Origin of the sequence: Bradyrhizobium sp. AZCC 2176, from assembly GCF_036924645.1 — a bacterium.
Lineage (GTDB): Bacteria > Pseudomonadota > Alphaproteobacteria > Rhizobiales > Xanthobacteraceae > Bradyrhizobium.
Genome location: NZ_JAZHRX010000001.1, coordinates 1077327 through 1100657, shown reverse-complemented (window position 1 = coordinate 1100657; position 23331 = coordinate 1077327). Strand labels below are relative to the sequence as shown.

Below are 23331 nucleotides of genomic sequence, written 5' to 3'. Positions count from 1 at the left end.
AGTCGGACGGCGGATTACGCTATTCGCCCTACGGTCCCTGATTTGCGAGCACCGCGAGCGAATGAGTCTTCTTTTCGCGTATGGGATCCTGATCGACCGCAATCTCCATGCGGTTTCGCGTTCCTCGGCTTAAAGCCGCCGCCGCTGCCGTGCTCACAGCAACAGTGGTTGAACTGGAACGATGTCCGGGCCGGAGAACTACGGGGGGTTCTCGTCGCCTACTTGGCACCCCGCTTGCTCTACGCAGGAATGTGCGTGAGCGCGTCCCGAAACTGACCGGCGGAGGCTATCAATGGCAAACTCATCTCTAATTGAAACGCTTCGGGGAACCGCAGCGGTGAACAGGTTTCGAATCGCGACACTGATCGAAGGCCTATTGCGATCGGTCGAGCTACTCACCGTTGACATCGAGCACGAAGAGACGCGCGCGGGTGTTCGCGACTTGTCTGACCCAATGTACCCGGTGTTGGCGCGGAGTCTCAGGTCGCGGAGAGATAACATTCGGGCTACCTTGGCATCGTTGGGGGCGTTGGTTCATGCATCCGAGGCGGCCTAAGACTGCGTGACGGCAGTTGCACAAGCAGCAGGCCCGCCATACAAGCCGTTTCACCGTCGCGTCGCCCGGAAAGACCACTTGGGCGCGTCCAAATCGTGGTCCATTCGACCGATGTGCGGCTGGAACTCAACGCGAGCGATCACGAAGGTCGCGGTCGCGCGGTCTAGTCGATAAGTGCTCTGTGCCAAGAGGAGACATTGCGATCGGATAATCCCCCTTCTGCTCGATCAGGACTTCCCCTTGAGTTTAAAGGATCCGAAGAATCTATCTTTCTTTTCTGCCACCACGTCGCGATATGCAGTGGGGCATTCAATCGTTAGAATGTAGAGCGTACCTTTCATCCTGATGTAGCGGAAATGCGCAGTCGTTGCCGAGCTGGCGACTGAGAAAAAGAGATTATCGACATCATCTGTGGTATTGCGGCTTACATCGGTCACTTTGTTAGCTGGATTGGATGAGAACGATTTGGGGATCGCCGCGAGGTCGACAGGCGTCTTGGCAGTTGCCGGCAGTTCAACCGCCGTAAACTTGATTCCCTCAGAACTCTTGCCACCGACGACATGGCTCACTTCGTCCGTGCCCGGGTCGCGAGTCGTGAAATCATTGAAGGGAATTGGCAGGAGCATCGAGAACGAGCCCTTGGTCGAAACAGCCGGATACCATCCCGAGCCATCGTGTACGTTAACGCCGACACGATGCATTTCAAGTTTCGGTTCTGCAGTCGCGGATGCGGAGACTATGAGCGCCAGCAAAAGGGCGCTCGCGAGCGGCCGCAGAATCGAGATGGGCATGGATGGTCTCCTGCCGTTGCAGTCGGCAGGGGATGTCCGTTGTTTGTTGAAAGAAAGGCATGGTGGTGCCGCCGGCGGCGGGCGCTACGTGTCTGTGGTCCTGGCACAACAATTGGACCTCGCGAATTCAGTCTTGAAAGGGCGTTGTATGCTGAGCGGAAGGCCGGGTCCGAACGTATCAACAGGTCAGTAGGGCGGTAGTTAGCCAAAGGCGTAATCCGCCATTTTTCCAGTGGGACGGCGGATTACGCTATCGCTAATTCGCCCTACGCTCCCCTTCTGTTCTTCAGCGTCGCGATCGCCGCCCCGCGCGGAGATCCGCGCGAGGCCTTGTCGTTCGGCGGGTTCGCGGGCCGACCGGCCGCCGCGGCGATCCCTTACGGATTGGTGTTTGCTTCGCTGCCTCGTGGAGGACGCGCGCGCTTCTTCGGGCGCGGGGAGTTTGGTTGATAGGCGAAGGCATCGCGGCTGTCCTTCAGGAACGGATCGCGGAAGCAGTCGCCGCCGATGCCTGCCGATGCCGCCTTGCATTGCTCCATCGTGTCATATCCGCAGCCAGTCATGTGGCCGGTTACATCCTGCCGGCAAAACTCCTTCGCGTCTGCCTGATTTCCGGTCATCGCGCCAAGCGCAACAATGGCGAACATTGCTGCAACAGGGGCGCCAACTTTCAAGAATGCATTCATCATCGTCTCTTCATGCTGTTGGTTAGGTTAGCTCCGGACCGCAAGCTATGTCGTCCGAGACGGCTGTGCGAGCGCGTTCAACGGGTCTTGAAGGCATGACAGTGATGTGAAGCTTCGCTTGCAACGACACGAGGCGCCGCAGCCCCGGATGGAGCCAACGGGTCGCGCGAATGCGCGCCCGATGACAGGCTCCGCGCAATTCGGAATAAGTCTATCCGCTGCTGGATCGTCCCCGGATCTCGCTTCGCTTCATCCGGGTTACGAAGAGACGTATCTCGCCGCCGGCTTCACGGATTCCATCCGCCGCTGCCATACGGGCGGGTGATGACTTCAAGAAGATGACCGTTGAGATCCTCGAAGTAGACGCCGCGTCCACCGTCGTGGTGATTGATCTCGCCTCGTTGCTTGCGCGCCGGATCGGCCCAGTAGGCGAGCTTGCGCTCGCGAACCCGGCCGAAGATCTCGTCGAACTCGGCTTCGCTGACCAGAAAGGCGTAGTGCTGCGGCGCGATTTCGTCGGTGTCCATGTAGTCGAGATAGGCGCCGTTCTCGGTGGCGACCATCTCGAATGGCCCCCAGTGCTTCGCGGCCGGAAGGTTCAACATCTCGGTCAGGAATTTCGCCGAGGCCTTGCTGTCGCGCGCCGACAGGATGGTGTGATTGAAATGGACCGCCATGTCGTTCTCCCTGGATGAGCGTTCTTGCCAATGGCTCCAACGCTTAACCAGCGCAACTTCAGGTGAGTTCCGGAAAGGCGCTCAAATGACTTTGATTGCCGGCAGCATGTGACGACGACGATGCGTGCAGCGCCGATCGGGTGCGCTGTCACCGCAACAGGTCCGTAGGGTGGATCGGTCGGACGGCGGATTACGCTATCGCCAATCCGCCCTGCGATTCGCAATGCCGGCGGCTTTAATCGCAGTAGCCCCACCTGCCATAACCGTCATCGCATCGCGCTCGCGCACGGTAGGGCACGGGCAGCGGCGGCCTCGGCGCATATTCATAATCGTACTCCTGCGCGGAGTAACGTTCGCGAGCGTAGTAACGCTCGGGATACGCGGGCGCGCGGTCGGCATAGACCGGCTGTGCGGTGTCGGCCGGTCCGTACTCGCCATAGACCGCTGCCGGTGCGCGGTATGCAGGCCCCGGCGTTCCGTAATAGGAGGGTTGCCGATATCCGTAACCGGGTTCCGCGTAGGGCGGTTGCCGATAGGCAGGTCCCGGACGCACATAGACGTTTGCGGAAGGCGCGTAGATTCCGCCTGGCGCCACGTAGACGGATGACAGGTCGCTGGCTGCGCCAGCCGCCGAGTACAGCACAACAAAGGCCAGCGTGAGCGATGATCGGTACATGTGTGTCGCCTCCAATGCAGCCCCGCCAGCCAGCATATGATTAATTTTCGCTAAACAATCCGCACGGCGCAATGATATTCTGCGCGAAGAAGTGTGCCATTTCTGGACTGTGCTGCCGCATCTGCATCGCAAAATCGAGGACGCAGGCGGAACGCAATCAAATACACAGTCGCGCCCTTGTAATTTCCGCGGCTGGCTTCCGCCTTCGCTCCGGCAAGCTACGGCGGACAAGTCGTTCTTCGTTGTGACGGCTGAAGTTACACCTTCAGAAGGACCGCCCGCCATGGATGCGCTCACCATTCGAACGATGCGGCCGGACGAAATCTCGTTGGCGGTGGACTGGGCGGCGGCCGAGGGCTGGAATCCAGGCCTTGGCGACGACGCGTGCTTTGCTTCCGTCGATCCGGACGGCTTTTTGATCGCAGAGCTCGACGGCGCGCCGGCGGCGACTGTCTCCTGTGTCAATTACGATGCGAGGTTTTCCTTTCTCGGTTTCTACATCGTGCGGCCGGATCTGCGCGGCAAAGGCTACGGACTGCGGATATGGAATGCGGCGATCGCGCACGCGGGGGCGCGCGTGATCGGGCTCGATGGCGTGGTGGCGCAGCAGGATAATTACAGGAAGTCCGGCTTTCAGCTCGCTTACGCCAACGTGCGCTACGGCGGCACGGTTGCGGCGCCGAGTGCGCCGCGGGCTGATGTCATTGCGTTGAGCGAGGTGCCGTTCGCGGCGGTGGAGGCGGACGACGCCACCGTGTTTCCGGCGCCGCGGCCGGCGTTCCTGCGGGCCTGGATTGGCGCGCCCGGACATAACGGTTGCGCGATCATGCGCGATGGACGTCTTGCCGGCTGGGGCGTGATCCGTCCGTGCCGGAAGGGTTTTAAGATCGGCCCGCTGGTGACCAACGACCGCGCTATCGCCGAACCGGTGCTGTCGGCCTTGCTCGCCAGGGTCGGTGGCGGCGAAATTTTTCTGGACGTGCCTGATATCAACCGCGAGGCGCTCGCGCTTGCGCAGGATTTTGGGCTCGCACCGGTGTTTGAGACGGCGCGGATGTATACCGGCGCGATTCCGCCGCTGCGGCTGGAGCGGGTGTTCGGCGTCACCAGCTTTGAGCTGGGGTAGGTGGCCCGCGCCGTAACCGTGTCATTGCGAGGAGCCAACGGGTCGCGCGGATGCGCGCCCGATGACAGGCTCCGCGACGAAGCAATCCATTCCTCCGCAAGCGGCGACATGGATGGCTTCGCTTCGCTAGCAATGACGGCGCGGCGGATGCTACGCGTTGCTCGCCGGCTCGTCCCGCCGCGATACCACGAATATTTCCCAGCTCACCATGAACATCGCCGCGACCAGCGGGCCGATGACAAAGCCGTTGAGGCCAAAAACTTCGATGCCGCCGAGCGTCGAGATCAGCACGATATAGTCCGGCAGCTTGGAGCCCTTGCCGACCAGGAAGGGGCGCAGCAAATTGTCCACGAGGCCAATGACGAGCACGCCATAGAGGATCAGCCCGATGCCCTGCCAGATCGCCCCGGTGGCGAGGAAGTAGATCGCAACCGGAAGCCAGACCAGCGTGGCGCCGACGGCAGGGATCAGCGACAGGAACGCCATCAGCACGGCCCATAGCAGCGCCGCGTGGATTCCCAAGAACCAGAACGCGATGCCGCCGAGCGTGCCTTGCGCGATCGCGACGAGGATGCCGCCTTTCACGGTGGCGCGGACGACGTCGGCGAACCTGCCGAACAGCGCCACCTTCTGATCGCCGCGCAGTGGAATGGCCTCCCGGATAGATTCAGCCAGCGCTTTGCCGTCACGCAACAGGAAGAACAGCAGATAAAGCATGATGCCGAGGCGGATCACGAAATCGAACGTGTTCATCCCGATGCTCAGTGCCTGCGGGGCGAGAACCTGCCCGCCCTTCATGAGGCCGGAAGCGAGCTTTTCGCGCAGCGCCGAAAAATCGGAGAGGTTGAGCCGCTCGAGCAATCCGGTGGCCCAGGCCGGCAGGGCGTCGAATATCCGCTGCAGGTAGCCGCCGAAATCGTACTCGCCGGACTGGATTCTCGCGAACAGGCTTGAGGCTTCCTGCGCCAGCGATGTCGCGATCATCCCCAGCGGCAGCAGGACGATGGCGATGATGATCAGAACGGTGACCGCGGCCGAAAGGCTCGGCCTGCCTGGCATCGACTGCAGCAGCCGTCGATGGACCGGTGCGAACAGCACCGCCACGACGACCGCCCAGAGAACGGCGCCGTAGAAGGGGTATAGCACCCAGGCAAACGCCAGCGTGACGGCCGCAAGCAGCAGCAGAAAACCTTGATGTTCGATCCTTCGCACCGGCGTCTCGTTTTCTTTGGCTACATCGAGGCTGCTTCGGCACGATGTGTCGACCCCGTCCTCGCGCGGACTTCTATAGAGGACTTCGATCCGGGAAGCCCACCCCTATCACAAACGCATGCCCAATATCGCGGCAATGTGGCTTGACGTTAGGCGATTATGCCCCGAAGTTGCGCCGGCCGTGGCAATTTCTTCTGAACTCACCCGAGATTCCGACCTGTTCGTTCCCGACTCGCGCCGGGCATGGATCCGGCTTGCCGTCGCCGTGCTGATCGGTTCGCTCGGCAGCGTGGGTATGTGGTCGGTGGTGGTCGCACTTCCCGTGGTGCAGACCGAGTTCGCTGCGAGCCGCGGCACCGCCTCGCTGGCGTTCACGATGATCATGCTCGGATTCGGTTCCGGCGCGGTGCTGACCGGCAAGATCACCGACCGCTACGGCATCGTCACCGCGATCGGGCTCGGCATCGGCATTTTGGGCCTGGGCTATGTCGTCGCGGGGATGTCATCTTCGATCTGGCAATTCATCCTGGTGCATTTCGCGATCGGGCTGTCTTCGTCGGCCACGTTCGGTCCGCTGATGGCGGAGGCCTCGCACTGGTTCGACCGCTACCGCGGGCTCGCGGTCGCCGTCGCCGCCAGCGGCAATTACATCGGCGGCGCGATCTGGCCGCCACTGGTCAACCACGGCATTGAGACGATGGGCTGGCGCACCACCCACATCGCGCTCGGCGTCTTCACGGCGGTGGCGATGACGCTGGCGCTGATCGGCTTGCGGATGCTGATGGGGGCGGGAGCGCAGCGCAACCACGACAACGCGCCGCCGCCGCGCATCGACTTGCGCCTCTCCACCAATGCGCTGACAGCGATGCTGTCGCTCGCGGCGATTGCCTGCTGCGTGGCGATGTCGATGCCGCAGGTTCATATCGTGGCCTATTGCGGCGATCTCGGCTATGGCGTGGCGCGCGGCGCCGAAATGCTGTCGCTGATGCTGGGTTTCGGCATCATCAGCCGGATCGGCTCGGGCTTTCTCGCCGACAAGATCGGCGGCATCCGCACGCTGCTGATCGGTTCGGTGGCGCAGGGCACTGCGCTGTTGTTCTATCTGTTCTTCGACAGCCTGACCTCGCTCTACATCATCTCGGCAATGTTCGGCCTGTTCCAGGGCGGCATCGTGCCGAGCTACGCGATCATCGTGCGCGAGGCGATGCCGGCGTCGGAAGCCGCGACACGCGTCGGCATCGTGATCTTCGCGTCCGTGTTCGGCATGTCGTTCGGCGGCTGGATCTCGGGTGCGATCTTCGACGCCACCGGCTCCTACAGCGCCGCCTTCGCCAACGGGTTGGCATGGAACGCGCTGAATATCGGCATCATGCTGCTGCTGTTGATGCGCGCGCGGCAGCGGCTGGCGCTGGCATGATATTCAAGCGGCCTGCCCTGCCTTCAGCAGCGAACACCCCGTGATCTCCAGGCTGCCGTCCGGCTGCTGCTCCAGCGTGTAGATCGCTTCCCAGGCTTCGCCATTGTCGTCGACAATGTGGACGCGCTGGGCGATGTGGCCGCCTGCGGCGCGCGCCTCGCCGAATTCGAAGCTCTTGTGGCGATAGACCGGCGCATAACCCTGCCGGACCATTTGCATGAAAATGTCGGCCCGCGGAAAGATTTGCCTAATCTCCGGCGCGGCATGGGAATAGGCCGCCGCCGCGTCGTCGCGGCCGAACGCCTGCTCCTGCGCGCGGATCACGCTCTGCGCGGCGGCGACATCGTCGGCGACGGCCGGTGAAGCAAGCCCGATCAGGAATGCGATAACCAGAGCGAGCGCGCGCATGCAAAGGCCCTCCGATCGACGCTGGTTGCGACGGTGCGGCTATTGGGAATTTAGACCCGCGGAGTTTCGGGTGGAAGCAGCTGCCTGTTCGAAAATGGCCGGGACCGCCGCCTTTGGCTAGCTGCACGAGCCGATCCAATGACGGCACGGCGGGCGATGTTCTTTTGGAACCAGGGAACCGCCCAGTCACTTATCCGCTTGCTTCAAAGCGCCTGAACGGGCGCCCGATGCTCTTAATGGCACTTCCATGCGGAAACCGGAGCCGAAGGGGAGGCCGCACCCGAGGAGCAACAACATGACCGCACACATGTCAGAGGATTTTTCAACCAAGCTGATCGACGGGAGTCTCTTCGCGATCGTGGACGACACGATACCCCCGCGGGATCCTGAAGACGACGACGAGGACGAAGATGAAGAAGACGAAGACGAAGAGGACGAACCGCCGGTCGTGCGCGAGCCGGACGAAGACTAGGCATAATGCTTTTGGGATTGGGCGTAGCCTGACTTTTTCTCCGGAGGATAGTCCGATGACGCTCGCGCGCGGCAACATCGGAGGTGATGAATTCGACCGCATGGTGCTGCCGTTCTCCATGATGGACGGGGCCCAAGAGCAGCATCGATTTTCGGAGTTAGTGTCCGGCGTCAGAGATCGATCATGATCTCGATCATCGCCGCCTCGCCGAGACGCGCGCGAACATGGTGGCCGCCGAGCGAGCCCGATGTCGGCTCGGCGAGCCAACCTGACCCGGCGCGATTCTCCTCTAGTGCGACATCATGTCGAGGAACGGCGTGTCGTTGGCGCTGACGTAGAAAATGACGACCTTGGTCATGTCGGTGGTGCTGCGGTTATAGCCGGTCATCGGCACCTTGGGCGGCTCGACCATCGCTTCGCCGGCCTTGACCGTGAGCGGCGGGCGCCCTTCGAGCTCGAGGGTGAAGGTGCCTTCGAGCACATAGACCGTCACCGGAAAACGGTGGGTGTGGTAGACGGTCTTGTCGCCCGGCTTGAACGTTGCGGTCATGACCCGCACGGTCTGCTTGTCGTCCCTGGGCAATCCCTCGACGACCTGCTGCAGCACCAGATTGGGCTTGGCGGTACCGGGCGCCGCGGCGCCATGCTGTTGCGCCCATGCCAGATCGCCGGCACCGAGGCCGGCAAGCAGGGCGATGCCCGGGACGAGATTGCTGCGCATTTTGTTGCTCCGTGTGTTGGCTAGTCGCGACGCTGTTTCGACGCCAAAAGCCTAGGCGGCACGGCGCCGCCGCGGGAGCCGCAAGATTGCGCGGGCCCGCTCCAGAAGTGCATAGTGGGTGCATGTTCGACTGGAATGATTTGAAGTACTTCCTCGCCGTTGCGCGCCATGGCAGCACGATTGCCGCCGGCAAGGCGCTCGGCACCAGCCAATCGACCGTGCACCGCCGGCTCGAGGAGCTCGAGCGCCGGCTCGGGCAGGCGCTGGTGACCCGGCAGGCGAGCGGCTATCGCCTGACCGAATACGGCACCGCGCTGTTGCCTTTTGCTGAACGCATCGAGGCCACGGTCGGGGATTTTCAGCGGAGGGCAACCGATGTCGAGCAGGACATGAAGGGCGCGATCCGCGTCACGTGTCCGGAGCCGATCGTCATCCGCATGACGCAGTCGGGCCTGATCGAGCGGTTTCACGCCCGCTATCCGCATCTGCGCGTCGAATTCATCACCAGCGACCGCTATCTCGACCTGTCGAAGGGGGAGGTGGACATAGCCTTCCGCTCCGGCGATACCGACGATGAGCTGATCGGCCGCAAGATCGCGGATTCCCTCTGGGCGGTCTATGCCAGCCGTGACTATATCGAGCGCCACGGCAAGCCCGACCGTGTCGAGGACTTGTCGCAACATCTTCTCATAGGCTTCGACGAGACGCTGGCTGGTCACCGCGCCGCGAAGTGGCTGAAGGACGTCGCACCCGAGGCCAGAATGCCCGTGCGCAACAACAGCGTGCTCGGCCTGGTCTCCGCGGTAAAATCTGGCGCCGGGTTAGGGCCGCTGCCGACGGCGCTCGGCGACGCGGAGCCGGATCTGGTCCGCGTGCTCGGGCCTGTTCCGGAGCTGACGCGAAGCTGGCGGTTGTTGACGCATCCCGATATCCGCCGCGTGCCGCGCATTGCTGCGTTCTTCGATTACATTATCGAGCAGCGCGATGCGCTGAAATCGATTTTGACCGGATGAGGATTCAAGGTGTGCGCGCCTGCCGGATCGATTCGCCCGACCCAAGTCGCATGCCCTGACGATTGGGTTCAGGTGCCGTCCTGTAAGAAGCCGCGTCAGAGATCGATCGTGATCTCGATCGTTGCCATCTCGCCGAACCGCGCCCGGACGTGCTGGCCGCCGCGGATCGGCAGCATGCCGGTCATCGAGCCGGTAGAGATCGTCTCGCCGGCGCGAAGCCCGTCGCCCCATTGGCGGCGCTGTTCGGCCAGCCACCACAACGGCCGCAGCGGATCGCCCATGACGTCGGCGCCCACGCCCTCGCGCCGCAAGACCCCATCGATCTCAAGCCGGACCGGCATGGATGCAAGTCCCTCGCGCCAAGTCTCGATCCTGTCGCCAAAGACGTAGCGTCCTGACGCGCTGCCGTCGGCGAGAATGGCAGGCAGCGGCGGCAGGGCCTTTCTCGGATAGCGGCACTCCGCCACCTCGATCCCGGCGTGAACCTCGGCGATCGCGTCGATCGTCTCGGCAAGCGTCCAGGATTCGTCTCGCGGCGGCAGGTCGCGCGCGAGCGTGACGAAGAACTCGCATTCGATCAGCGGATCGAGCAATTCCGCCGCCGTGAAACGCGCGGGCGAGGTGCAGGCAAAGCGACGGAAGGTCCTGCCGTAGATCGGTCCGTCCAACTGAAGCTTGCCGCGCACGGCGTCCGTCGTGCCGGCGATCTTCCAGCCCAGCGGCTCCCAGCCGAGCCGTTCCGCCACGATCTGGTTGACGGCATAGGCGTCAAGGGCCGTATCCGGCACGAGGCCGTCGGGTGGGGAAAATTGGCTGGCGTTGCGTCGCGCGTGTGTGAGCAGGCTTGCCAGTTCTTCTTGCTTTCCGGAGATTGATCTCACGTTCGCCCTACCGTCCGTGAAAGACCGCGGCGCGCCGCTCGATGAAGGACTGAATGCCCTCGCGCGCGTCGGCGCTGTTCAGCACGCGTTCGCGAACGGTTGGAATGTAGGCGATGGCCGCCGCCTCTCCATGCTCGACATATTTCGCGGCAGCCTCCTTGGTCACCTGAATGCCGAGCGGCGCATTTTGCGCAATGATCGCGGCGAGCGCCATCGCGCGCTCGACCTGCTGCCCCGCCGGCACCACCTCCTGAACCAGGCCGATCTCGCGGGCGCGCGATGCGCTGAATTCATCGCACAGGAACAGATGATACATCGCGTTGCCCCAGCCGGTGCGCGACAGGAAGCGGAAATGCGCGCCGCCGAACGGCGCAATGCCGCGCCTGGATTCCATCTGGCAGAAGCGCGCGTCATCGGCGGCAACGACGATATCGCCCGCCAGCATCAGCTCGATGCCGATGGTGAAGACGATGCCCTGGACTGCGGTGACGATCGGCTTGCTGCAGCGCTTTTGCAGGCCGAATACGTCGACATTGCCTTCTTTGACGTTCCGCTTCTCGGCGGTTGGGCCGAAGAATTTTGGCATGTCGAGGCCGGCGGTGAAATCCTTGCCCTCGGCGCAGATGACGCCAACCCAAAGGCTGTCGGTGTTGTGCAGCTCGGTCAGCGCGTCCGACAATTGCTCCATCATCGCTGGCGAGAACGCGTTCTTCTTCGCCGGATTGTCGATGATGATCTTGAAAATGCGATCATTGGTCTCGGTGCGGATTTTTCCTTCGGTGCTCATGATGTTCGTTTCCTCTCCGGATGTATCGGATGCCATCGTGCGCAATTATCGCTCGTACTTCACCGCAAGCGCGGTGCGGATCGCCGCGGCGCGTTCCGGCGAAAAATGCGGTGCGCCATGTTCGAGCAGGTCGAGGAACGACAGCACGCCGCCGCGTGAGCCCCAGCTGCCTTCCTCGATGATGCGGAAATTGATCCACCAGCCCGGCGACGGCGCCTTCATTCCGCACGCGTCGGCAAGTGCAGCATGGATGTTGCGGATGACGGTGGCGCGGTCCTCGCGCGTCCAGCAGCAGTCCATCACCACCACATCAAGCACCATGACGTCGCTTGGCTTGTCCGACAGCAGTTCGCCGCCGTGCGCGATCATGTCCAGCGGCCGCTCGGCAAAATGCACCTGATAGCCGCGGCGTGCCTCCGGCGTGAGCTTGCCGACTTCGGGCACCAGCACGGCGTCGGTCAGGGTTTTCGCCAGCAGGCGACGCTGATCGCAGGTCAACCGCCCCTGCGGCGTCATCACATGGATAAACGTCATCGATCGTTGCCTCCCCGTTGCCGGTTATGACAATTGGCATAGTGTGCTCCGACTGGCTATGTCAAGCGTCATATTCTACAATGGCGCGACTCAAGGGGGAGTTCCGATGTCGTCCAATACCCGTGCAAAAATGGTGGCAGGCGCCGCCGACCTGATGAGCCGGCGTGGCGTCAATGCCACCAGCATGCGCGATGTGGTCCGCCATACCGGGACGCCGCGCGGCTCGATTGGCCATCATTTTCCGCGCGGCAAGCAGCAATTGATCGAGGACGCGCTGGTCTTTGCAGGCAACCAAGTCAGCGGACCGCTCAGGCACTTGACGCAGGAACACGGCGCGATCAGCGGGCTCCGTGCCTTCATCGCGCTGTGGCGGCAGACGCTGGAGCGATCAAAATTCCAGGCCGGATGTCCGGTGCTCGCGGTCGCGGTCGAGCAGTATGTCAACGATGCGACGGAGAAGGACGGCGAACGGGATGAAGCGGCGCAACAGCGCCTGCTCGATCTGGCCGAAGGCGTGTTCGCCGACTGGCAGGGAATCATGATCGCGGCGATGCGGCGCGAGGGCGTTACCGCCGCGCGCGCCCGGCGGCTTGCGGCACTCGTTATCGCGTCGCTGGAAGGCACGGTCGCCATGTGCCGGGCCGCGCGCAGCGTCCAGCCGCTCGACGATGTCAGGCAGGAACTGGAGCTGGTGCTTTCGGGCGCGCTGGCGAAGTGAATCGGTGGCTGCGGTCAACGTCGCGCGGCGTCATAGCCTCACCCCCGCCATGACGGAATAAATGCCGTCGCTTTGTCGGCTGGATCATCAAAACGTCGGCGGTGTGCAAGCACTTATCACTTCGCAGGCTTTGCCGCCGACGCAGCGAAACCGGTGCGGGCGGCGGCTTTCGAAATAGTAGGCGTCGCCGGGGTCGAGAATACGGCGCTCGTCGTCGACCGTCACTTCCAGCCGGCCGCTTACCACGATGCCGCCTTCCTCGCCGTCATGGGTCAGCGGCACCCGGCCGGTGTCGCTGCCGGGCTCGTAGCGTTCTTTCAGGATCTGCAGGCTTCGGCCGAACATGGTGTCGCCGACCTGGCGATACGAGATCGGCTGCTTGCCGATCTCGGTCAGTTCGTCGGACCGGTAGAACGCCTTGCGCGGCCGCTCCGGTTCGATGGCGAAGAATTCGGCGAGCCCCATCGGCAGCCCGTCGAGGATACGCTTGAGCGCGCCGACGGACGGGTTCATCTGGTTCGATTCGATCAGCGAGATCGTCGAATTGGTTACCCCGGAGCGTTTCGCCAGTTCGCGCTGCGACAGCTTGTGACGGGCGCGAACGAAGCGGAGTCGCCCACCGATATCGACGCTCATCGAAAATCCCTGTTGCAAGTGTTTCGGATCGAACAAATATGCCCCAGCCGACCCAACAAAATCAATGGGTTGCAGGAGCGAAGAAAAGGACTTGTTGTGGCTTCCCGAGCGTGGCCCGCTGGTATCTTGAGCTGCCAGCACAGGAGCTACCCGTGACCCTTCATCAGAAGCCGAACACCCTGCAAACCGATTCGTTCTGGATGCCGTTCACGGCCAACCGGCAGTTCAAGAAAGCGCCGCGGCTGTTCGCTTCGGCCGAGGGCATGCACTACACCACTGTCGATGGCCGCAAGGTGATCGACGGCTCCGCCGGCCTGTGGTGCGTCAATGCCGGCCATGGCCGCCGCCAGATCGCAACTGCCGTCGAGCGGCAGTTGATGAACCTCGACTTCGCGCCGTCGTTCAACATGGGTCATCCGCTGGCGTTCGATTTCGCTGAGCGGCTCGCCGAGATCGCGCCCAAGGGGCTCGACCGCATCTTCTTCACCAATTCCGGCTCCGAGTCGGTCGACACCGCGCTGAAGATTGCGCTGGCCTATCAGCGCGCCATCGGACAGGGGACGCGGACGCGCCTGATCGGCCGCGAGCGCGGCTATCACGGCGTCGGTTTCGGCGGCATGTCGGTCGGCGGCATGGTGGCCAACCGCCGCGCCTTCGCGACCCATCTGCCGGGCGTTGATCACATCCGTCACACCCATGATCTCGCCCGCAATGCCTTTGCGAAGGATCAGCCCGAGCATGGCGCCGATCTGGCCGACGATCTCGAGCGGATGGTGGCGCTGCATGGCGCCGATACCATCGCTGCCGTCATCGTCGAGCCGGTGCCGGGTTCGACCGCGGTGCTACCGCCGCCCAAGGGCTACCTGAAGCGGCTGCGCGAAATCTCCGAGAAGCACGGCATCCTGCTGATCTTCGACGAAGTGATCACCGGCTTCGGCCGCCTCGGCGCGCCGTTCGCGGCGGATTATTTCGGCGTCACGCCTGATATGATGACGACGGCCAAGGGCATCACCAACGGCACTGTGCCCTGCGGCGCGGTGTTTGCGAGCCGCAAGATCCACGACGGGCTGATGAACGGCCCGGAAGGGACGATCGAGCTGTTCCACGGCTACACTTATTCCGCGCATCCGGTCGCCTGTGCGGCGGGCCTTGCGACGCTCGACATCTACAAGGACGAGGGGCTGCTGACGCGCGGCGCGTCACTGGCCGAATACTGGCGCGATGCGCTGCATTCGCTGAAAGGCCTGCCGAACGTGATCGACATCCGCAATGTCGGCCTGATGGGCGCGGTCGAGCTGTCGCCGCGCAGCGACGGCGTCGGCGCGCGCGGCTATGACGTGATGGTGGATTGCTTCAATCGCGGGCTTTATTTCCGCATGAGCGGCGATTCCTTTGCGATGTCGCCGCCCTTGATCGTCGAGAAAAGCCATATCGACGACATGGTTTCGATCCTGGGCGACTCGATCAAGCGCGTGGCCTGATCCTTGCTCTGAAGAAAATAGAGCGGCCGCGGCGTGCGACGCCGCGGCGGATGCGTGAGGGATCGTGGAAATCATCGTACTCGGCAGTGGCGTCATCGGCGTTACGACAGCCCATTATCTGGCGCGTTCCGGCCACGAGGTAACGGTCGTCGACCGTCAGGCCGAGCCCGCGCAGGAAACCAGCTTTGCCAATGCCGGCGAGGTCTCGCCCGGCTATTCCTCGCCCTGGGCCGGCCCCGGCGTGCCGGTCAAGGCCATCAAGTGGCTGTTGATGCGGCACGGGCCGCTGGTGATCTGGCCCAAACTCGATCCCGTTATGTGGATCTGGGGCCTGAAGATGCTGCGCAACTGCACGGCGGAGCGCTACGCCATCAACAAGAGCCGGATGATTCCGATCGCCGAATACAGCCGCGATAGCTTGCGCGCGCTGCGCGCCGAAACGGGGATCAAATATGACGAGCGCAGCCGCGGCACGCTGCAGCTCTTCCGCAAGCAGAAGCAGCTCGACTCGACCGGCGACGATATAGCGGTGCTCAAACAATATGGCGTGCCTTTCGAGGTGCTCGATCGCAATGGCTGCATCGGTGCGGAGCCCGCGCTGGCCGGCGTGAAGGACAGGTTCGTCGGCGGGCTGCGGCTGCCGCAGGACGAGACCGGCGATTGCCACATGTTTACGCAGGCGCTCGCCAAGGAAGCCGCAAAGCTCGGCGTGCAGTTCAAGTTCAATACGACAATCGAGCGGCTGGTCGCGGACGGCGGCAAGATCACCGGCGTCGTCACCAGCGCTGGGCTGTTGCAGGCCGATGCCTATGTCGCAGCGCTCGGGAGCTGGTCGACGCGGCTGCTGAAACCGATCGGCATTTCCGTTCCGGTCTATCCCGTAAAAGGTTATTCAATCACGGTGCCGGTCATCGACGCGGATGGCGCGCCGGTATCGACCGTGATGGACGAGAGCTACAAGGTCGCGATCACCCGGCTTGGCGATCGTATCCGCGTCGGCGGCACCGCGGAAATCTCGGGCTATTCCGATACGCTCGACGCGGCTCGGCGCGCGACGCTCGATCATTCGCTGACCGACATGTTTCCGCGCGGCGGCGACCTGAGCAAAGCCAGCTTCTGGTGCGGCCTGCGTCCGATGACGCCGGACGGACCGCCGGTGATCGGCGCCACGCGCTACGGCAATTTGCATCTCAACACCGGCCACGGCACGCTCGGCTGGACCATGGCCTGCGGCTCGGGGAGGGTATTGGCGGATCTGATGTCGGGACGGAAGCCGGACATCGACGTGAGCGAACTCGCGGTGAGCCGCTACGATCACCGGTTTGGGTGAGAGGCACTCTGGGCGTACCCATCTTTCGAATTTGCGAAGGCTGCCCCTCACGCTCAGTGCAGCGCCCGCTCGCGAGCGCTCAGAGCTTTGTTCACCAGCGCCGGCAAGGTCCTGGCGTAGATCTCAATGAATGTGGCGTCGCCATTGGAGCGAGGGATGTCCGCGGCCTGCGCCGCGATACGTGCGGCCTTGGCCTCGCACTTCGAAAACAGGTGCCAGAACCATTCCGGCTTTTTGTCCATCGTCTCTTTGTGCAGCTTGATGACGGCGGCGCCTACGGCCGCCATGGCATTGACGGCGCCTGCGCTCATCGCGCTTAAGGCGGCCGAGCTCATGATATCTTCTCGGTCCTCGGCGGCGGCTCGTGCTTTCCCGTGCTTCCCTCGGTTCGGCATGCTCGGCTCCTGATGCAACCATACGGCTCCGGGAAGCCTAGGCCGCAGGGATTGACGGCGTCTGAATCGACAGTCCTAAGTTCGGATGTTCGATTTCATTCGGGTATGTCTAAATTCTTTCACGATGTTCCCCGGTAGGCGGGCAGCCGATGTGCGGAGTGTTGTCACTGCCTGCATCAATCCTGATCGGGAGGATCAAAGGCGCGGATCGGAGGCACCGGGCCCGAATACTTCTCGCACTCAACCACCGTCACCTGGCCGCAGCAGCCTTGCGCCAGCCGCGATGTGCCGATGTCGCGGGTGAGCACGTTCGGATTGCCATGGACGCAGAGCGGTTGTTCCGCTGCGCCGGGCGCGGGATCGTACCAGGCACCGGTGGACAATTGCACCACGCCGGGCATGACGTCATCTGTAACCGCGGCGGCGGCCAGGCACGCGCCCCGATCGTTGAACAGACGGACGATATCGCCATCGGCGATGCCGCGACGCGCCGCATCAGCGGGGTTGAGACGGACGGCTTCGCGGCCGGAAATTTTCTTGGACTGGCTGTAGGCGCCGAAATCCAATTGGCTGTGCAACCTCGTCGCCGGCTGGTTGGCGATCAGCGTCAGCGGGTGACGCGAACCTGGCGGTTCGGTCGAGGGTAGCCAGGCCGGGTGGGCCAAGCAATCGTCGTAGCCGAAGCCTGCGATGGTCTTCGAATAGATCTCGATCTCGCCGCTTGGCGTCGGCAGCTTGTTGCCAACGGGGTCGTTGCGGAAGGCGCGCAGGAAGCCGCCGTCATCGGGGGCTGACGGCAGCGCCAGTCCGCCGCGCTGCCAGAACTCTTCGAAGTCAGGCGCATCGCAGCCGGCGTCGGCCAGCGCCCGCCGCGTCGGCTCGTAAAGGTGTGCCAGCCATTGCCTGGCGTCGCGTCCTTCGGTGAAGGTCTGTTCGACGCCCAGCCGCCGCGACAGCGCAGCAAAGATATCGAAATCGTCGCGCGCTTCGCCGACGGGATCCACGGCCCTGCGCATCGCGATCAGCCTCTGATCGGTGGCCGCGGCGCCGATGTCGTCGCGCTCCAGCGTCATGGTCGCCGGCAGCACGATGTCGGCAAATTTCGCCATCGGCGTCCAGGCGCTCTCGTGCACGACGATGGTTTGCGGGACATTGAAGGCCCGCCGCAGCCGGTTGATGTCCTGGTGATGGTGGAAAGGGTTGCCGCCCGCCCAATAGACCAGCTTGATGTCAGGATATTGCATCGAGCGGCCGTTGTATTCGAACCTCTCGCCCGGATGGAGCAGCATGTCGGCGACGCGTGCGACCGGGATGAAATCGCTGACGCTGTTCTTGCCTTGTGGCAGCGTCGGAATCGGAACCGCGTTGAACCGGCGGCCGGTGTGGCCGAGCGCACCAAGCGCATAATTGTATCCGCCGCCGGGCAGGCCGATCTGGCCAAGCATGGCCGCGAGCACTGCGCCCATCCACACCGGCTGCTCGCCATACTGGGCCCGCTGCAGCGAATGCGAGACCGTGATCAGGGTGCGCCCGCGCGGCAATCGGTGGGCGATATCGACGATCGTGGCAGCGGGAACGCCGGTAACCTCGGCCGCCCATGCCGCGTCCTTTGGCGTAGCGTCGTCGCGGCCGCGCAAATAGCGCTCGAAGATCTCGAAGCCGGTGCAGTAGCGCGCGACAAAGTCGCGGTCCCACAGGTTTTCGACGAGCAGTGTGTGCGCGAACGCCAGCATCAGCGCGACGTCGGTGCCGACCTTGATCGGCAGCCACCGGGCGCCGGCCTCTTCCGGCATATCGTCGCGCAACGGCGAGATGCCGTAGAAGATGGCACCGCGGCGCGCAGCTTTCGCCATTGCGTCGCGCTCGATGTGGCGGCTGATGCCGCCGCTGGCGACGTCCGAATTCTTCAGCGCCATGCCGCCGAAGGCCAGCACTGTATCGGTATGTTCGGCGACCTGATCCCACGTCACGTTTCGGCGCGAGATGTCTTCGTAAGCCCCGAGGACATGCGGCAGGATCACGGCCGAGGCGCCGGCGCTGTAGCTGTTCACCGAACGCACATAGCCGCCGAAGGCTGCGTTCAGGAAGCGATGAACCTGGCTTTGCGCATGGTGGAAACGTCCGGCGCTGGACCAGCCATAGGAGCCGCCGAACACCGCGGCGGCGCCATGTTCGGCTCGGATCCGCGATAATTCATTCGCAAGCAAATCGAAAACTTCGTCCCAGCGGCACGCGACGAATTTTTGGTCGAACGTGCGCTCGCTGCGTGTGCTTCGGTCCAGCCATTTCTTGCGCACCATCGGCCGCAGGATACGGGCCTTGTGACGCATCGCCGTGGTGAAGTTCTGCAAGATCGAGGAGGGCGCAGGATCTTCTTCGTAAGGCCTGATATCCAGCGTCGCGCCGTTCCATCGCGCGGAGAACGCGCCCCAATGTGCGCTGTGCGGGCTCCAATCGTCTCGGGCCTGATCCATTCCGTGTTCCAGACTATCATTCATGACGCTTGCGTCACGCAATTCACCCACAGCACCACCGCTTTCGCATCTTCCGCCGGATTTGAAAAGCGGTGGGGGCGGCGGCTGGCGAAGCGAAAACTGTCGCCTGTCTTGAGCGACCAGGTTTCGGCGTCCACCGTGAGCGTCATCTCGCCCTCCAGCACCAGGCCGGCCTCTTCGCCGTCATGGGTGTAGAGCTCGTCGCCGGTGTTGCCGCCCGGTTCCAGGTGCACGAGAAACAGGTTGAGGCGGTGTTCCGTTCCGGCCGGGCTCAGCAATTGTTTGGATATGCCGGTGCGCCACAGCTTCAGTTCGGCGCGCTGCAACTGGCGTGTTACCACGCCGCCGGAAGCGGCATCATCGCTCGGCCGCGAGCCGAACAGCGCTGCGATGCCGACGCCGAGCACGTCTGCCAGCGTGGCGAGCACGCGAAGCGAAGGCGACGATAGGCCGCGCTCGATCTGGCTGAGGAAACCGATCGACAGATCGGTGCGATCAGCAATCGTCTCCAGCGACAATTTGTGTTCACGGCGCAGGTCGCGAATGCGCCGGCCGACCGCCAGATCCATCGCCGGCTCGGCCGGCCTTCTGGCAGCCTTCGCCTTTGGCCTGCGCGCCGCCATTCCCGCGGCCCTTGCTTTGGCTTTGGGCGCCAGCTTCCTTATTCTCCTGCCACCGCTCACGTCAGACCGCTTCCTTCATGTGCATGAAAATTGCTTGCAATGCGCCGGGAAGTGTGACCACAATTTCATAATGGTGAAAATATGCCGGAACGGCGTTTCCCGCAACTCTTTGGTCTAACGCGGGTAGCGGTGTTCGATTCAGGAGGTGGTGCGATGGCTCTGAAGCGTCTCTTTCAGGCTGCGGTAGCGGCGGCTGTAATTCTCACCGCCGCGATGCCGGCATTCGCGCAAAAAGTGCTGAAAGTGGGCTCGACGCCGACCGGCGTGCCCTTCACCTTTCTCGATACCAAGACCAACAGCATTCAGGGCATCATGGTCGATCTCATCACCGAGATCGGCAAGGACGCCGGCTTCCAGGTCCAGATCGAGCCGATGCAGTTCTCGACGCTGATTGCTTCGCTCACGTCGAACAAGATCGACATCATCTCGGCGGCGATGTTCGTCACGGCGGCGCGCAAGGAAGTGATCGATTTCTCCGAGCCGTTCTACAGCTATGGCGAGGGACTGCTGGTGCCGAAGGGCGATACCAAGACCTACACCAGGCAGGATGATCTGAAGGGCGAGGTGGTCGGCGCGCAGGTTGGAACGGCGTTTGTCGATGCGCTGAAGAAATCGGGCCTGTTCAGCGAGGTGAAGGCCTACGACACGATTCCGGATATTCTGCGCGATGTGAACGCTGGACGATTGAAGGCCGGCTTCGCCGACTATCCGATCCTCGCCTATAACCTGAAGCAGGGCGGCTTCCCGGAGGCCCGCATCGTCGAGAGCTACAAGCCCGCGACCATCGGCGCGGTCGGCATCGGCGTGCGCAAGGGTGACACCGAGCTGCTCGCCAAGATCAACGCCTCGCTGGCGAAGCTGAAGGCGAACGGGACGGTAGAAAAGATCCTCGATAAATGGGGCCTGAAGGCGCAGGGGACCTGATGCAGGCCTTCTGGCGCGATACTGTCGAGTTCCTGCCGATCCTGATGAGCGGCGTGGCGCTCACGATCGTCGTCACGATCGGTTCGCTCCTGCTGTCGACGGTGCTCGGCCTGATCTGGGCTCTGATGCGCGTCTCCGGCATCGGCGTCCTCACGGGGTTCAGCGCCGGGCTGATCAACGTGATCCGCGGCATCCCGATCATCGTGCTGCTGTTCTATCTCTACTTCGTGATGCCCGAATTCGGCCTGACACTGACGGCGTTGCAGGCGGCGATTCTCGGTCTCGGCATCGCTTATTCGGCCTACCAGGCCGAGAACTTCCGCGCCGGCATCGAAGCAATTGACAAGGGGCAGATCGAGGCGGCGCAGGCGATCGGCATGGGCTGGTGGCCGACCATGCGCCGCGTGGTGTTGCCGCAGGCGGTAAAAATCGTGCTGCCGCCCTATGGCAACGTCATGATCATGATGCTGAAGGATTCTTCCCAGGCCTCGACCATCACGGTCGCCGAACTCGCCCTGCAGGGCAAGTTGATCGCGTCGTCGACCTTCAAGAACACCAGCGTGTTCACGCTTGTCGCGCTGATGTATCTCACCATGAGCATTCCGCTCATCCTGCTGGTCCGTCACTTCGAAAAGCGGGCGGGCCAGAAATGATCGAGCTGTCCAACGTTCACAAGAGTTTTGGCAAGGTCGAGGTGCTCAAGGGCATTACGGCGTCGGTCGAGAAGGGCGAGGTGGTCTGTATCATCGGCCCCTCGGGCTCGGGCAAGTCCACCATCCTGCGCTGCATCAACGGGCTGGAAGGCTATGACAGTGGCGACATCCTTGTCGAAGGAGCAAAGGTCGACCGCAACACGCCCTCGATCGTTTCGATCCGAACGCAGGTCTCGATGGTGTTCCAGCGCTTCAACCTGTTCCCGCACCGGACTGCGCTCGAGAACGTCATCGAGGGCCCGGTCTATGTGAAGAAGGAGCCCCGCGCCGAGGCGCTGGAGCGCGGCCGCGCGCTGCTGGCGCGGGTTGGGCTGGCCGAAAAAGCCGATGTCCATCCGCCGCAGCTTTCCGGCGGCCAGCAGCAGCGCGTGGCGATCGCACGTGCGCTCGCCATGCAGCCGAAGGCGATTTTGTTTGACGAGCCGACCTCGGCACTCGATCCCGAACTGGTCGGCGACGTGCTGGGCGTGATGCGAAAACTCGCCGATGACGGCATGACCATGGTCGTCGTTACCCACGAGATGGGATTTGCCAAGGACGTCGCCGATCGTGTGCTGTTCATCGATGGCGGCGTGATCGTCGAGCAGGGGCCGGCGAAATCCGTTCTCAACCAGCCGCAGCATGCGCGCACGCAGGACTTTTTGCGCCGCGTGCTGCATCCGCTCTAAACTCCGGTCGCTGTCCATGAAATCGCCTGTCTCGTTGCCGCTGCCTCCAAGCCTCTATGCTGATACGGCGGTGGCGCCGATGCCGGTGCCACCGCTCGATGCGGATAAAAACGTTTCGGTCGCGATCGTCGGCGGCGGTTTTACCGGGCTGTCGACCGCGCTGCATCTGGCCGAACAGGGCGTGAAAGCAATCGTACTGGAGGCGCAACAGCCGGGCTGGGGCGCATCGGGCAACAACGGCGGGCAGGTCAATCCGGGACTCAAGCATGATCCCGATCAGATCGAGGCCGATTTCGGCGCCGACCTTGGCGGTCGCATGATCGCGTTTTCCTATGGCACCACCAACTACACGTTCGATCTGATCCGCCGTCACCAGATTCCCTGCGAGGCACGGCAGAACGGCACCCTGCGCGCGGCCTACAATGAAGCAAGCGCGGCTGCGATCAAGACAACGGCGAAGCAATGCATCCGCCGCGGCATGCCTGTGACGCTATTGAATCGCGAGCAGATGCGGGAGATGACCGGCACCGACCGCTATCTCTGCGCGATGCTGGATAACCGCGGCGGAGACTTGCATCCGCTGAGCTACGCGCGCGGGCTGGCGCGCGCGGCGATCACGGCGGGGGCCGCGGTTTATGGCGAGACGCCCGCGCTGTCCTTGTCGCGTGAAGGTGCTGGCTGGCGCATCGAGACGCCGCGCGGAATCGTTCGCGCCGAAAAGGTGCTGCTGGCGACCAATGGCTTCACCGATGATTTGTGGCCGGGCCTGCGCCGCACCATCGTGCCGGTGTTTTCGTCGATCGCCGCCACCGCGCCGCTGTCCGACGAGGTTGCGCGCGCGATCATGCCGACGCGTTCCGTGCTGTACGAGAGCGGCCACATCACGGTCTATTACCGCATCGAAGCGCATAATCGCCTGCTGATGGGCGGCCGCGGGCCGATGCGCTGGATCAGCAAGCCTGCCGACGTCGCCTATCTCATCCGCTATGCAGAACGGCTGTGGCCGGGTGTGAAGGGCGCGGCCTGGACGCACGGCTGGAACAGCCGGCTCGCGATCACACCCGATCATTATCCGCATGTGCATGAGCCCACGGACAATCTTCTGATCTCGCTCGGCTGCAACGGCCGCGGCGTCGCGCTCTCGACTGCGATGGGGCGGCAATTGGCACGTCGGCTGATCGGCGGGAGAAGCGCTGAGATCGACATGCCGATTACCGGCATCAAGCCGATGGCGCTGCATGCGTTCTGGCCGCTCGGCGTCACCGCCGCGGTCGTGGCAGGGCGGGTGCGGGACAGGGTGGGGATCTAGTTACTTCGTTGCCGAAATAGGC

The 23331-nt window shown here is 63.2% G+C and carries 26 protein-coding genes; 12 read left to right on the top strand and 14 right to left on the bottom strand.

Annotated elements, in window-relative coordinates; all coding sequences use genetic code 11:
- Window positions 1-783: 783 nt before the first annotated feature.
- The 4 genes from V1288_RS04855 to V1288_RS04840 all read right to left on the bottom strand — a co-directional run bounded on the left by V1288_RS04855 (window position 784) and on the right by V1288_RS04840 (window position 3386).
- Window positions 784-1347 (bottom strand): hypothetical protein, encoded by a 564-nt coding sequence (locus tag V1288_RS04855; RefSeq protein WP_334355996.1) that lies wholly within the window; start codon window positions 1345-1347, stop codon window positions 784-786.
- Between the two features lie 377 nt (window positions 1348-1724).
- A complete protein-coding gene (locus V1288_RS04850; protein WP_334355995.1) occupies window positions 1725-2033 on the bottom strand; it encodes a DUF3551 domain-containing protein in 309 nt (102 codons plus the stop codon).
- A gap of 287 nt (window positions 2034-2320) precedes the next feature.
- Window positions 2321-2710, bottom strand: coding sequence for a VOC family protein (locus V1288_RS04845; protein WP_334355994.1), 390 nt, complete (start codon window positions 2708-2710; stop codon window positions 2321-2323).
- Window positions 2711-2945: 235 nt separating this feature from the next.
- Window positions 2946-3386, bottom strand: coding sequence for a hypothetical protein (locus V1288_RS04840; protein ID WP_334355993.1), 441 nt, complete (start codon window positions 3384-3386; stop codon window positions 2946-2948).
- Between the two features lie 283 nt (window positions 3387-3669).
- Between V1288_RS04840 and V1288_RS04835 the strand changes: the two genes are divergently transcribed.
- Window positions 3670-4512, top strand: a complete 843-nt coding sequence (locus V1288_RS04835) for a GNAT family N-acetyltransferase (RefSeq protein WP_334355992.1) — start codon at window positions 3670-3672, stop codon at window positions 4510-4512.
- 150 nt (window positions 4513-4662) lie between these two features.
- Here V1288_RS04835 and V1288_RS04830 read toward each other — a convergent pair whose 3' ends face one another.
- Complete coding sequence (locus V1288_RS04830; protein WP_334355991.1) at window positions 4663-5724, bottom strand: AI-2E family transporter; 1062 nt, start codon at window positions 5722-5724, stop codon at window positions 4663-4665.
- 217 nt (window positions 5725-5941) lie between these two features.
- Between V1288_RS04830 and V1288_RS04825 the strand changes: the two genes are divergently transcribed.
- Window positions 5942-7141 carry an MFS transporter gene (locus V1288_RS04825; protein ID WP_442894009.1) on the top strand — a complete coding sequence of 400 codons (1200 nt, stop codon included), beginning with the start codon at window positions 5942-5944 and terminating at the stop codon, window positions 7139-7141.
- Between the two features lie 3 nt (window positions 7142-7144).
- On the opposite strand, the gene V1288_RS04820 is transcribed toward V1288_RS04825, so the two are convergent.
- Complete coding sequence (locus tag V1288_RS04820; RefSeq protein WP_334355989.1) at window positions 7145-7549, bottom strand: DUF4864 domain-containing protein; 405 nt, start codon at window positions 7547-7549, stop codon at window positions 7145-7147.
- A 295-nt stretch (window positions 7550-7844) separates the two neighbouring features.
- On the opposite strand from V1288_RS04820, the gene V1288_RS04815 reads away from it, so the two are divergent.
- Window positions 7845-8021 carry a hypothetical protein gene (locus tag V1288_RS04815; RefSeq protein WP_334355988.1) on the top strand — a complete coding sequence of 59 codons (177 nt, stop codon included), beginning with the start codon at window positions 7845-7847 and terminating at the stop codon, window positions 8019-8021.
- A 55-nt stretch (window positions 8022-8076) separates the two neighbouring features.
- Window positions 8077-8208, top strand: a complete 132-nt coding sequence (locus V1288_RS04810) for a hypothetical protein (RefSeq protein ID WP_334355987.1) — start codon at window positions 8077-8079, stop codon at window positions 8206-8208.
- 102 nt (window positions 8209-8310) lie between these two features.
- Here V1288_RS04810 and V1288_RS04805 read toward each other — a convergent pair whose 3' ends face one another.
- Window positions 8311-8742, bottom strand: a complete 432-nt coding sequence (locus tag V1288_RS04805; protein ID WP_334355986.1) for a cupin domain-containing protein — start codon at window positions 8740-8742, stop codon at window positions 8311-8313.
- 122 nt (window positions 8743-8864) lie between these two features.
- Here V1288_RS04805 and V1288_RS04800 point away from each other — a divergent pair, with 122 nt between their 5' ends.
- Window positions 8865-9755, top strand: a complete 891-nt coding sequence (locus V1288_RS04800) for a LysR family transcriptional regulator (protein ID WP_334355985.1) — start codon at window positions 8865-8867, stop codon at window positions 9753-9755.
- Between the two features lie 95 nt (window positions 9756-9850).
- Here V1288_RS04800 and V1288_RS04795 read toward each other — a convergent pair whose 3' ends face one another.
- The 3 genes from V1288_RS04795 to V1288_RS04785 all read right to left on the bottom strand — a co-directional run bounded on the left by V1288_RS04795 (window position 9851) and on the right by V1288_RS04785 (window position 11957).
- Window positions 9851-10543: a 2-keto-4-pentenoate hydratase gene (locus V1288_RS04795; protein WP_334355984.1), complete on the bottom strand. Its 693-nt coding sequence runs from the start codon at window positions 10541-10543 to the stop codon at window positions 9851-9853.
- A 100-nt stretch (window positions 10544-10643) separates the two neighbouring features.
- Window positions 10644-11423 carry a crotonase/enoyl-CoA hydratase family protein gene (locus V1288_RS04790; RefSeq protein WP_334355983.1) on the bottom strand — a complete coding sequence of 260 codons (780 nt, stop codon included), beginning with the start codon at window positions 11421-11423 and terminating at the stop codon, window positions 10644-10646.
- A 45-nt stretch (window positions 11424-11468) separates the two neighbouring features.
- Window positions 11469-11957, bottom strand: a complete 489-nt coding sequence (locus V1288_RS04785; RefSeq protein ID WP_334355982.1) for a tautomerase family protein — start codon at window positions 11955-11957, stop codon at window positions 11469-11471.
- A 106-nt stretch (window positions 11958-12063) separates the two neighbouring features.
- Here V1288_RS04785 and V1288_RS04780 point away from each other — a divergent pair, with 106 nt between their 5' ends.
- A complete protein-coding gene (locus tag V1288_RS04780; protein WP_334355981.1) occupies window positions 12064-12675 on the top strand; it encodes a TetR/AcrR family transcriptional regulator in 612 nt (203 codons plus the stop codon).
- Window positions 12676-12762: 87 nt separating this feature from the next.
- On the opposite strand, the gene V1288_RS04775 is transcribed toward V1288_RS04780, so the two are convergent.
- Window positions 12763-13311 (bottom strand): cupin domain-containing protein, encoded by a 549-nt coding sequence (locus tag V1288_RS04775; RefSeq protein WP_334355980.1) that lies wholly within the window; start codon window positions 13309-13311, stop codon window positions 12763-12765.
- A 152-nt stretch (window positions 13312-13463) separates the two neighbouring features.
- On the opposite strand from V1288_RS04775, the gene V1288_RS04770 reads away from it, so the two are divergent.
- Both V1288_RS04770 and V1288_RS04765 read left to right on the top strand, forming a co-directional pair.
- On the top strand, window positions 13464-14792 hold the full coding sequence (locus V1288_RS04770) for an aspartate aminotransferase family protein (protein WP_334355979.1): 1329 nt from the start codon (window positions 13464-13466) through the stop codon (window positions 14790-14792).
- Between the two features lie 64 nt (window positions 14793-14856).
- Window positions 14857-16122, top strand: a complete 1266-nt coding sequence (locus tag V1288_RS04765) for a D-amino acid dehydrogenase (RefSeq protein WP_334355978.1) — start codon at window positions 14857-14859, stop codon at window positions 16120-16122.
- A 53-nt stretch (window positions 16123-16175) separates the two neighbouring features.
- Here the strand turns inward: V1288_RS04765 and V1288_RS04760 are convergent, their stop codons facing one another.
- From V1288_RS04760 to V1288_RS04750, 3 genes are all read right to left on the bottom strand, one after another.
- Complete coding sequence (locus V1288_RS04760; protein WP_334355977.1) at window positions 16176-16457, bottom strand: hypothetical protein; 282 nt, start codon at window positions 16455-16457, stop codon at window positions 16176-16178.
- Window positions 16458-16693: 236 nt separating this feature from the next.
- The gene (locus V1288_RS04755) at window positions 16694-19015 is read right to left on the bottom strand and encodes a molybdopterin-dependent oxidoreductase (RefSeq protein ID WP_334355976.1); all 2322 of its coding nucleotides are present in this window, start codon (window positions 19013-19015) and stop codon (window positions 16694-16696) included.
- The gene (locus tag V1288_RS04750; RefSeq protein WP_334355975.1) at window positions 19012-19635 is read right to left on the bottom strand and encodes a cupin domain-containing protein; all 624 of its coding nucleotides are present in this window, start codon (window positions 19633-19635) and stop codon (window positions 19012-19014) included. The genes V1288_RS04755 and V1288_RS04750 overlap by 4 nt, the downstream gene beginning before the upstream one ends.
- 213 nt (window positions 19636-19848) lie before the next feature.
- Here V1288_RS04750 and V1288_RS04745 point away from each other — a divergent pair, with 213 nt between their 5' ends.
- Genes V1288_RS04745 through V1288_RS04730 form a run of 4 tightly spaced genes read left to right on the top strand, consistent with a single transcriptional unit; the run spans window position 19849 to window position 23309 of the window.
- Entirely contained in the window at window positions 19849-20619 is a 771-nt protein-coding gene (locus V1288_RS04745; protein ID WP_334355974.1) for an ABC transporter substrate-binding protein, read from the top strand.
- Entirely contained in the window at window positions 20619-21272 is a 654-nt protein-coding gene (locus V1288_RS04740; RefSeq protein ID WP_334355973.1) for an amino acid ABC transporter permease, read from the top strand. Before V1288_RS04745 ends, V1288_RS04740 begins: the two co-directional genes overlap by 1 nt.
- Window positions 21269-22000: an amino acid ABC transporter ATP-binding protein gene (locus V1288_RS04735; RefSeq protein ID WP_334355972.1), complete on the top strand. Its 732-nt coding sequence runs from the start codon at window positions 21269-21271 to the stop codon at window positions 21998-22000. The genes V1288_RS04740 and V1288_RS04735 overlap by 4 nt, the downstream gene beginning before the upstream one ends.
- A gap of 16 nt (window positions 22001-22016) precedes the next feature.
- Window positions 22017-23309, top strand: coding sequence for an NAD(P)/FAD-dependent oxidoreductase (locus V1288_RS04730; RefSeq protein WP_334355971.1), 1293 nt, complete (start codon window positions 22017-22019; stop codon window positions 23307-23309).
- Window positions 23310-23331 lie beyond the last annotated feature (22 nt).